This is a genomic window from Apilactobacillus micheneri, from assembly GCF_002993975.1.
In the GTDB taxonomy this organism is placed as follows: Bacteria; Bacillota; Bacilli; order Lactobacillales; family Lactobacillaceae; genus Apilactobacillus; species Apilactobacillus micheneri.
In genome coordinates, this window is record NZ_POSO01000006.1 from 1 (window position 1) to 10,633 (window position 10,633).

Consider the following 10,633-nt stretch of genomic DNA (forward strand, 5'->3'; position numbering starts at 1 on the left):
ACTGAGTAGATAAACTGAGTAGATAAACTGAGTAGATAAACTGAGTAGATAAACTGAGTAGATAAACTGAGTAGATAAACTGAGTAGATAAACTGAGTAGATAAACTGAGTAGATAAACTGAGTAGATAAACTGAGTAGATAAACTGAGTAGATAAACTGAGTAGATAAACTGAGTAGATAAACTGAGTAGATAAAAAAGCCCTCAAAATAATTTGAGGGCTTTTTTTGTATATATTTATAGTTTGTTAAGGATAAATTTTGAGTGAAAATTTGCTTACTTTCATTATATCACTATTTTTATATTTAAATTATTTTAAATATAAAGTGTAATATTAAATAAATGATTATGATCCAGGCTAAAAATACAGGTATATCTTTCAAATTAGTTTTATGTTTAGTAATTTTTAAGTCCCAGCTATGTTCTTTTTTGTTTTTGCCGAATTTATGATAAATTACTTTATCTTGTGTATTATTCAATATTATTCCTCCTTAATTATTTTGAATTTTTTGAATATGATTAATTACTTTTTGAATATATTTTTCAGTATCTGTTTCATTTAAATTTTGGTGGAAGATTTGGTTAATTTCATTTGTATTTCTTAAGCATAGTACTTTTTTTCCGTTTTTCTCTTTAATGCCCATGGCGATAGTAAATGCATCTAAAATTTCTTTATATTTTTTGTGCATTACTACATAATTTTTTTCAAAATCTTCACTATCTTTAATTTCTTTATGTTGTTTTAAGACTTCTTTACCAATGTTTTGAATGTTTTTTCGTTTCTTTTCGCGTTTAATTTTGCGAATCTTTTTGGATTGCTTTTCACGTAATTTGATGGCGTTTGCTAATTCTTGATCTAGTTTTTCAGATTGATTCATTTGATAACCTCATTTCCATTATTTATAAGTGTGGACCCCGCATTCTTTGTCTTCGGTGCTGTCGTTTAAAATTAGGACTTTTTTGATCAATGATTTTTCTTTTCTTGCTAATTTGATATTTTCGATCAGTTTTTTTAAAGACATCGCGTTGTTGTTTTAAGTCCTTGATACTTTTATTCATGTCCAAATGATTATCTGTAATGTTGTTTTGAATATTACTATAGCCTTCATCAGATAGTCTATTGTCCATAAAGAAGGAATCTAATTTACTTAATGCTCGTTTAGTGACCTCTTTAATGCGTTGTACTTCGTATTTAATTGCAGCTCGGAGGTTGTGTCTAATTCTTTCAAATAATGCATTAAGATTTGATTGATTTCTTGATAGGTCTGGTTGTTCTGTTCGAGCTGTTTGATAGCTTTGTCTTGATTTTTCATCGTATTGTTTTGTTTGTCGATTATTTGTTTCAATGAACTCTGTTCTTTGGAGAGTTGGTTGATAGTAGTATTCTGCGAAATTATGGCCTTGTCTTGCTCGTCGAGAGTAGAGTTTTGTTTTACGAGTATTTGCCTCTGGTTGTCGATTAAATTTTCTAACGTATTCTTTTCTATCTGCTCGTTTTTTTCTGAATTTGAGTTTGTTATTTTGTCCGACCAACTCATTATGAATCGTCTCCTTTTCGTAGTCTTTCCCTAATTTATTACCGCGAGAAGTTCGTTGTTTATTATTGGCATCTAAAAAGCTATAGGAGCAATTTTTACCACGTTCGCGATAAATTACCCCTTTTTCTTTTAAAGCGTCCTCAAATTGTAATTTTGAGGTGCAATTTTCGTGCAACATGACCGAATCAATCCGATGCCTTAAATCATCTTTCCAAATATATTGATTTTTGGCTTTTAATTTTCTTTCAGGCATAGTTTTGCGTTCAATTTGATTCTGGACGTGTATATTCCGATTCATAGGGAAAAATTCTTCTGCTAATTCATCATTGAATTTAGCAACACGTGCAAAGTCATTAGTCTGATGATATTTTTTCCCAGTTTCCAAGTTAGTCATATTCATAATGATGTGGTTATGCACTTTATGTCCATCGCCATCAATGTGTGTATAAATGGCAAATTCATTATCCGGAGCAATTTTTTTTGCTATTTCTACGCCTATATCATTAGCTTTTTGCCAATCTTGAGGATCATTAACATTGATCTCATAATCAGCAAACGATTGAATGAATCGCATGCATTGTGTTTTGCCACGATTATTAGTAATCGCACGTGTTTGTTTCATTTCAGCTTTGGCATTGCTAATATTAATTAGGTTATAGCTCTGTTGGACGACTGCTCGATTATGTAATGTATCGACTACTTTTTGATCCATTCCATGCTTGATTAAATATTCTTTATCGCTATCTTTAAGTCTATTTTTGCCGAGGGCGTAATCAAGAGCTGCGGAGCCATTTTGTGCTCGACTTATTTTAATTGTTGGCATATTTGATTTAATTCATCTCGCATTTCATAGAGGGGACTTAAGGATTCTATTTGTCCATTTTGATTAGCCATTTTGGTTAGTTGATTCAAGTTATTGCCCATCTTTTTTAATTGATGATTAATTGCCAATGCTTGTTGGGGCATCATCTTAGGTTCTTTAAGTTGATGATGATTAATTAAATTTTTTAGGATAGTGGAACGTTTGGTATTGTGCTCTAAAGCTAAAAAATTTAAGGCAGCAAATTCAGCATCATTGAGACTAACGTTGACTTGCTTTCTTGGCATAAAAAACACCCACTTTCTATCATAATTATTCTTTATGCATTCATAATTATTATAACACTGACTAACTATCCAAATTCACTACGCGTTTATTTAGCTATTAAGTGAGTGTAAAAGTGTTATGGCAAGCAGTTCATTTGCTAGAAAATTTTATAAAAAATTTTCTACACAAATGGCTTGTAAGAGGTGGTGTTTTTCTTATGAAAAAGTCCCCTCTTAACTCCCCAGAAAATAAACCGTACTTTAATTTTGAATTAACAAAATTAAAGTACCAAAAAGAACCTTACTTTCTATCGCTTTTATAAGCGATTAAAGTAACAAAAAATCCATCAAATTAATTGCGATTATACGCATTAATTTGATGGATTAAACCATAAAAACTAATTTCAAATAATTATTTTTTCTATAAAATTTTATGTTGACCTGTATCAACCAAAGTTAAGATTAATTGATTATCACTTATTTTATAAATAACAATCCAATTATCCAAAGTCTTATGATTTTTTTCTAATCTTCCAGGATGAAATGACCGATAACCTTTCCAATTATTATTTAATGAATGGTCTTTGATTTTTAATAAAATAGCATTGTTTATTAATGAATATTTTAATTTAGGATTGTCATTGAATAGAATTTCATTTTTAAATCTTTTTAAAGAATTATATAAGAAGAATTATAAATTTAATAATTATGGATTAAAAGGATTATTATCTATAGAAAAAGATTTATACAAAATATCGGTAAATAAAAAATTTAAGAATAGTGTAGATCCTAAAATGGATGATATCAGAACAATTAGAAACTATATGGAACACAGAATATTAACTGTTAAGGATGTTGGAGAGTTAAAGCAACATACCAAATTAGAACTATCTATCCCTATGGATGAATTAGATAGTAATTCATTATATTTATTACAAAAATGTAGAGAGGCTATAATACTTGTTTCTTTGATGGTTAAAGAAAATGAAGATAAGAAAGAAGCTAAATTTAAAGCAAAAAATAATAATCTTCCTAAAGTTTATGCTTTTAAATATGATGATGATTTAAAAACTAGATAGTAAAAAATGCTTAAAAATTTTTTAAGTTGGATAAACAAAATGAAGTTACTAAATCAGAAATGATTCTGAAACATTATTTGTCAGTTTTGTAAAATTCTTTTTAATTCAACTTTTGTTCAAATTAAATTTCTTTATAAATAATAAAAAATTTTTATCACAATTTAAGATTATATGTTATTAAATTACTATAATTAAAATTATATTATAATGTGTGATATATTAAATTGAGTATGTTGAATTCAACATGTTTATTATATATTTAGGAGATTTTAATATGTCAAAAACTATTGCTTCTATGTATAAAGATAGTTTATATACAGAGTTGGCTAAAGTAGGTAAGAGTTTATCTAGCGAACGTAGATTGGAAATTATGGATTTATTGGCTCAAAGTTCTAAGACAGTTGAAGAAATTTCAGATGAATCTGGATTAAGTGTTGCAAATACTTCTCGACATTTGCAAGTTCTTAAAAGTAGTAATTTAGTTTATTCTAACCGAAAAGGTAAATTTTTATATTACAGTTTATCTTCAACTAAGGTTAAGGATTTGTTTTATTTATTAAGAGATGTTGGCGATGAGCAGCTTTCTGAAATAAAAAAAATACAAAAAGATTTTAGCTCTAATGAACATATCAAAAATATTTCATTAGAAGATTCTTCAAAAAAAATTTATAATGAAAATACACTTTTTTTAGATGTTAGACCAGAGTCTGAGTATAAAAATGGTCATATATATAATGCCAAAAATATACCTATTGATGAATTAGAATATCACCTTAATGAAATTTCTAAAGATAAATATATTATTGTGTACTGTAGAGGTCAATTGTGTGCATATGCTAATATTGCATCTAAATTTTTAAACAATCATGGATTTAATGCTTATAGTTTAAATTCAAGTTATTATGATTGGGAAAAGTATGTTACAAAAAAGATTCGTTAAACATTATTGTTTAACGAATCTTTTTTATTAATAAATCAAAAAATTTGACCTATATACAAATAGATATTATTATAATAGTCATTCAATCATTCAATTGATTAATTGAATGAAGTTATTTGTAAAAGGAGATTATATTTTGATGAAGCAATATGATTATATTTTTATAGGCAGTGGTCCATCAACGTTTGCAGCTGCTAATAAATTAAAAAATAGTAATAAAAAAGTATTAATATTAGATGGTGGAAGCTTTGGAGGCGTATGTCCCAATGCTGGTTGCGAACCTAAAATCTTTTTAGAAGGTGCTGTAAAGTCAGTATTAATTGCAAAAAAATTAAAGGGTATAGGTATTGATAAACTTTCAACGATTGATTGGACAAAGTTGATTAAACAAAAAAAGAAAGTTTTTGGAAGTTATCCTAGTAATTCTATTTCTAATTACCAAAGTATGGGTTTTGATACTATCCAAGGTAAGGGTAAATTTATTGATGAACATATTTTAGATATAAATGGTACAGAATATACAGCTCCTAATATTATAATTGCAACTGGACAAAAACCTAATAAGCTACCTATTCCTGGTAGTGAATATACTCTAAATAGTAATGATATTTTTAATATGGAATCATTACCTAAGCATGTTGCATTTATTGGTGGCGGCTTTGTAAGCATGGAACTTGCGACAATTTTAAGTGCTGCTGGTTCAAAAGTAGATATTATTGAATCATCTGGGCATCCATTAAAAGCGTTTAGTTATGAACACGTTAAAGAAATCGTAAAAGAATTAAAACAAAACAATGTAAATTTTGTAACCAATCAAGTCGTAAAAGAAATTATTAAAAAGGATCAAGGGTATCAAGTAAATACTAATCAAAATATGAAATTGGATGCTGATATTATTGTTGATGCTAGTGGTAGAATTCCTAATATAGATGATCTTGATTTAGATAAAATAAATCTTGATTATGATAAGTTTGGTATCATTGTTAATAATCATTTAGAAACTAATATTAATGGAGTTTATGCTGCTGGAGATGTTGTTAAGAAATCAGTTCCAAAGCTTACATCAACTGCTCATTATGAGGGTGAATATCTTAGCTCATATTTAATGGGTGAAACAGATAATAAATTAAATTATCCTACTATCGCTACAGCTGCATTTACATTTCCTCAAGTAGCTCAAGTTGGGGTATCTTTAGATAATGCTAGAAAAGATAAAAATTATTCTATTAAAGAGTATAACTTAGCTGACAGTGATTTTTTGTATGTTGGTACTAATGACATGAATGCTAAGCTATCTTTAATTTTTAATAATAAAAATGAATTAGTCGGTGCTTCTGAAGTTAGCCAAACGGCTGCAGATGATATTGATAATTTTGCAAGTATCATAGGCTTGAAATTAGATAAAAATATTTGGAGAGATAAATTTATACCTGTTTTTCCTGCATTAGCTTATAAAACTCGCGATTTAATTGGTGATTAATTGTTTTTACATTTTTTCAAAGTTAGATAACTATATATAATTTATCTTTGGTATCATAAATTACAAATAACACCCCGCAATTACTGTTTTAGTAACTGTGGGGTGTTTATTTTATCTATATGGGTGTTATTATATAATTATATTTATTAACAACACCTATTTAGAAAGGTTTTTCCCATTTCTTATTTTTAATATGTTCAATTTCTGTGATAATAATTTTAGAGGATATTTATCTTCTAAAAATAATGAAAAAAGGATGCATTTAAAATGACCAAAAATATTGGTAAATATTTATTATGCTTTTTGTTTATTATATTATCTCCTTTGTTAGGTATTATATATTATCCATTGCATGATTCTTCTGACAATCATTTATATAATCTTTTAATTAATGAAATAATCGTTTTTTTTATAATATTATTAATCATTTATGCGATATATAAATCACTTTTAAAAAAAGATTTTATTAAATTATTTAAAATTAGATTTGATAAAAAAATGACTCCTTTATTAACTATTTTAATTATATTTTTATCTGTTAGTCATTTGGTTATAACTAGTAAATTACCTGATACTACATTTATTAATAAAATGTATATTGCAACGGGGAATCACTTTTGTTCGATATTTTTTGTTACTTTAGTTGTTCGAATTGTGTTAGGTCCATTTTTAGAAGAACTATTATTTAGAGGCATAATTTATAGCTACATGAAAAACTTTACTAATATATATTCGACTATATTAATATCATCTATTGGTTTTGGAATAGCACATTCGTTATTTTCAATAGATATTATTTTATATAATTTTTTAACGGCTGTTTTGTTGGGAATAGCAAGGGAAAATTCTAAGGGGATAGTTTTCCCATTTATTTTACATGCGTTAAGCAACCTATCGGTTTTCTTTATTTTTTTGGTATTTTAGTAAAATTAACATACATTTTAGAAAGGATTCTTGCTATGAAACAAACCGTTTATCCAATTAAAGATTCCAATATTTTACAGGAAGTTCAGGACACTCTCTTACATAATTTTAGATGGGGTCTCCGCAATTTAACAATTTTTCAAGTAGGTAAAGCAACGCTTTTACGTGTGAGTGATGTCTTAGCTCTAAAATATCATGATGTATTTGATGAACAAGGCCAAATTAAAGCCAATGCTTATATTCATGATCAAAAGACAGGAAAACCTAACAATTTATATTTAAAACCAGTAGAGAAAGATTTAATGCAATACCAACAATGGTTAGCATTTAATAATATTAAATCTAAGTGGTTATTCCCCAGTAGCGAAAATGACAAGCACATTGATGGTCGCCAATTTTATCGGATCATGCAGAAAGTGGGCGATCTCTTAAATATTAATTATTTAGGAACCCATACCATGCGTAAAACTGGGGCTTATCGTGTATATGTGCAATCCAATTACAATATTGGTTTAGTCATGAACCTCTTGAATCATTCATCTCAATCTATGACATTAAAATATTTAGGATTGGATCGTGAATCCACTGAAAAAATTTTAAATAATATTGACTTTGGTTAATAAAAAACACATTAAAAATATCTTTAATGTGTTTTTATTATTCATAATTTATTTCAAAATGAAATTTAAAATAATAAATACAATAATTAATATAATCATAGATATATTAAAGAACAAATAAGTATTTTGACTATCTTTATCATCTACGTATATTTTTTTGATGGCTATTGCAGCTAATACCATAAGTGCACATATTATTTCCCCTAATGTATTTAAATTATTTAATAATTCTATGTAAACAATTAAAAATGCTATGTTTAAATGATCGCCATTTTTTTGCCTTTTTTCTAGTGTGTTCATAAGTACCTCCAAACAATTAATTAATTTAATAATAACATTATTAATATCAAAATATTTTAAAACTTTAATATGATATTATTAATTTAATATATTATCGAAAGGATTATTAGTGATAATGAATAAGACAATTAAGCAAATGGCTGATTTTATGGGGATAAACAAACTTAGAATTTATCGTTTTATCGACAAAAGTGATATAGAATCATCTAAAGTGATAAACGGAGCGAAAACATATGATAAATCAGCTCAAAAATTGATATATAAGCATTTTGGGTATATTGATAATTATTATAATAAAGATAACGATAATAAAAGCGATAATATTAAAGAAAAAGATGAATTAATAAAATTTATTAAGGATGAAATAGAAGAAAAAAATAATCAAATTGATAATCTTCAGAAAATGTTAGATCAACAGCAACAACTATCTTTACAAGATAAAAATACTATTAGTGAACAGAAACAAAAATTAAAATCTATGCAATTAATGATTGATACAACATATGATAATAAAAACGATAATAGTAAAAATCATTGGTGGAAATTTTGGATTTAAATGAATGTTATTGTTTTTGTCATCAATTTTTCCTAATTGATAAAAAGATTAGCTAGTCTTTTTTATATGATTACTTAACATGTGTTTTAAAGAAAAGGAGGAACTAGATGAACCTGGCTGATAAAATAACATATTTAAGAAATCAGAAAAATATTACTCAACAACAATTAGCTAATCGATTTAATGTTTCTAGAACTACTATTTCCAGTTGGGAAAATAATAGAAGCATACCAGATTTAGAAATGGTTGTTAAAATTTGTGATTTCTTTAATGTGACTTTAGATTACATGTTAAGGAATGATAAAAGAACCTTGAAAAAAATAAGTATGTCAAATAGAAAAAAAAGAACTTTTATCTTAATCATAATATCATTGGTTTTGATTATATTAATGTATATTTTTAAGATTATATATGAATCTCAAGTATCTACAACAGATCCTGAAAATATAAAAATAGTAAAAATAAAAAAAGTTCCTGTTAAAATACATAAGGATATTCATGGGAAATATATAAAAACAGACTATGAATATGATGTTTATGCAAAACTAGATTCATTATTTACTACATGGGATATGTTAACTACTAAAACTTATGATTCTGTTTCAAATAGTTATTTTAATGAAAAAAATAAAGTAACAACTTATCCTGCTAGTAGTTATGCTAATAAAAGAAAAGTTTTTATACAGTATAGGACAAGAAATTCTTTAAATATATTTAAGAATATTAGAAACAATAATAAAGTTCAAAAACTAAGAATACCTACTTATTCTAAAAGTTATGATAAAAGGTACGATAAGGAGTCCCCTTATAATATAGGTAAAGATATAGTTTTGTATAATGGTAATTTTAATAGTAAGTCTAATAGAACAATAATTAGAGCAAAAGACAATAAGTAATGTTTTATAAATTTTATCTTGAAAACCTTTTACATTATAAATTGTTATGATATTCTTAAAGTATAAATTAAATAAACGGCTTTAACGTAAAAAAATTGAGTAACAAAAAAGCCATGACTGGACATCATGGCTTAATTGATTGTTGCTTAAGGTTAGTATTGCAGTACTAACTTACGTTGATACCAGTTAACTAACATTTAACTGATATTGAATCAAAAGAAATGGACGTTTCTTTTGATTACTTTACAGGGTTTATATTATCAAATAAAACCCGAAAAAGCAAAAGATATTAAGTGAAATTTAGGAACTGGATCACGTAAGTGGGTTCAGTTCTTTTTATTTGCGTTATTATCCACTAAGAATGACAATCTTGCTTAATATCTCCATTAAGTTATAAGAGGGCGGTACCCTATCTGTTCGTCACAAAATGCACCCGTGATTATGGAAGACCATAACCGTAGTGACCGTGTGTATAAGGACACAGGTTTGCTGAACCTTTGTTGGCTGAAATGCTAACACAAATCAGCGGCAAGACCAGAAATCAAATGGTTGGAAATTTAGGAAATGCTTTATTCAATCCTGCTAGCAAGCGTGAGTTTTTATAATTTATCACGAAAAACAAAAAAGAAGTCGACTCTTTGACGTAAAAGGTAGAGGCTAGGAGGAACAAGGGCTGAATGCGTTTAAACTGAATACTGTGAAGTTCGACTGAGTTAATGATGATAAAAAATCGTTGATTGAGCCGAGCGATGAACAGACTTTTAAAGAGACATGCTCTCTCGATAAGAAAAGCCACAAAACAGGCTAACTATCGAGAGAGCTAGCGAGCATAGCGAGCTATGCTCTTCCTAGTCTTTAAGGTCCTAGTACGCCTAATTATGTATTACTGAGTAGATAAACTGAGTAGATAAACTGAGTAGATAAACTGAGTAGATAAACTGAGTAGATAAACTGAGTAGATAAACTGAGTAGATAAACTGAGTAGATAAACTGAGTAGATAAACTGAGTAGATAAACTGAGTAGATAAACTGAGTAGATAAACTGAGTAGATAAACTGAGTAGATAAACTGAGTAGATAAACTGAGTAGATAAACTGAGTAGATAAACTGAGTAGATAAACTGAGTAGATAAACTGAAGTACGATTAAAAAAGCCCTCAAAATAATTTGAGGGCTTTTTTTGTATATATTTATAGTTTGTTAAGGATAAATTTTG

At 27.3% G+C, this 10,633-nt stretch carries 13 protein-coding genes; 7 read left to right on the forward strand and 6 right to left on the reverse strand.

From position 1 onward, the window contains the following. Window positions 1-304: 304 nt before the first annotated feature. The 5 genes from C7N41_RS07720 to C7N41_RS07495 form a co-directional block, all read right to left on the reverse strand. Window positions 305-478, reverse strand: a complete 174-nt coding sequence (locus tag C7N41_RS07720) for a hypothetical protein (RefSeq protein ID WP_157944997.1) — start codon at window positions 476-478, stop codon at window positions 305-307. A gap of 12 nt (window positions 479-490) precedes the next feature. Further along, window positions 491-877 carry a hypothetical protein gene (locus tag C7N41_RS07475; protein ID WP_105965063.1) on the reverse strand — a complete coding sequence of 129 codons (387 nt, stop codon included), beginning with the start codon at window positions 875-877 and terminating at the stop codon, window positions 491-493. Between the two features lie 22 nt (window positions 878-899). After that, window positions 900-2,360, reverse strand: coding sequence for a relaxase/mobilization nuclease domain-containing protein (locus tag C7N41_RS07480; protein WP_105965064.1), 1,461 nt, complete (start codon window positions 2,358-2,360; stop codon window positions 900-902). After that, the gene (gene mobC, locus C7N41_RS07485; RefSeq protein ID WP_105965065.1) at window positions 2,342-2,644 is read right to left on the reverse strand and encodes a plasmid mobilization relaxosome protein MobC; all 303 of its coding nucleotides are present in this window, start codon (window positions 2,642-2,644) and stop codon (window positions 2,342-2,344) included. Before mobC ends, C7N41_RS07480 begins: the two co-directional genes overlap by 19 nt. A 400-nt stretch (window positions 2,645-3,044) precedes the next feature. After that, a complete protein-coding gene (locus tag C7N41_RS07495; protein ID WP_105965067.1) occupies window positions 3,045-3,275 on the reverse strand; it encodes a type II toxin-antitoxin system mRNA interferase toxin, RelE/StbE family in 231 nt (76 codons plus the stop codon). Between C7N41_RS07495 and C7N41_RS07500 the strand changes: the two genes are divergently transcribed. The 5 genes from C7N41_RS07500 to C7N41_RS07520 all read left to right on the forward strand — a co-directional run bounded on the left by C7N41_RS07500 (window position 3,208) and on the right by C7N41_RS07520 (window position 7,666). After that, complete coding sequence (locus C7N41_RS07500; RefSeq protein ID WP_105965068.1) at window positions 3,208-3,702, forward strand: LA2681 family HEPN domain-containing protein; 495 nt, start codon at window positions 3,208-3,210, stop codon at window positions 3,700-3,702. The genes C7N41_RS07495 and C7N41_RS07500 overlap by 68 nt on opposite strands. Window positions 3,703-3,976: 274 nt before the next feature. After that, window positions 3,977-4,642 (forward strand): ArsR/SmtB family transcription factor, encoded by a 666-nt coding sequence (locus C7N41_RS07505; RefSeq protein WP_105965069.1) that lies wholly within the window; start codon window positions 3,977-3,979, stop codon window positions 4,640-4,642. A gap of 139 nt (window positions 4,643-4,781) precedes the next feature. Then, window positions 4,782-6,122, forward strand: a complete 1,341-nt coding sequence (locus C7N41_RS07510; protein ID WP_225362895.1) for a dihydrolipoyl dehydrogenase family protein — start codon at window positions 4,782-4,784, stop codon at window positions 6,120-6,122. A 267-nt stretch (window positions 6,123-6,389) separates the two neighbouring features. Further along, on the forward strand, window positions 6,390-7,046 hold the full coding sequence (locus C7N41_RS07515; protein WP_105965071.1) for a CPBP family intramembrane glutamic endopeptidase: 657 nt from the start codon (window positions 6,390-6,392) through the stop codon (window positions 7,044-7,046). A gap of 35 nt (window positions 7,047-7,081) precedes the next feature. After that, window positions 7,082-7,666, forward strand: a complete 585-nt coding sequence (locus tag C7N41_RS07520; RefSeq protein WP_105965072.1) for a tyrosine-type recombinase/integrase — start codon at window positions 7,082-7,084, stop codon at window positions 7,664-7,666. 48 nt (window positions 7,667-7,714) lie between these two features. Here the strand turns inward: C7N41_RS07520 and C7N41_RS07525 are convergent, their stop codons facing one another. Next, the gene (locus C7N41_RS07525; protein WP_105965073.1) at window positions 7,715-7,966 is read right to left on the reverse strand and encodes a hypothetical protein; all 252 of its coding nucleotides are present in this window, start codon (window positions 7,964-7,966) and stop codon (window positions 7,715-7,717) included. A gap of 115 nt (window positions 7,967-8,081) precedes the next feature. On the opposite strand from C7N41_RS07525, the gene C7N41_RS07530 reads away from it, so the two are divergent. Next, entirely contained in the window at window positions 8,082-8,522 is a 441-nt protein-coding gene (locus tag C7N41_RS07530; protein ID WP_105965074.1) for a hypothetical protein, read from the forward strand. A 107-nt stretch (window positions 8,523-8,629) separates the two neighbouring features. Beyond that, window positions 8,630-9,418: a helix-turn-helix domain-containing protein gene (locus C7N41_RS07535; protein ID WP_105965075.1), complete on the forward strand. Its 789-nt coding sequence runs from the start codon at window positions 8,630-8,632 to the stop codon at window positions 9,416-9,418. The last annotated feature ends 1,215 nt before the right edge of the window (window positions 9,419-10,633 follow it).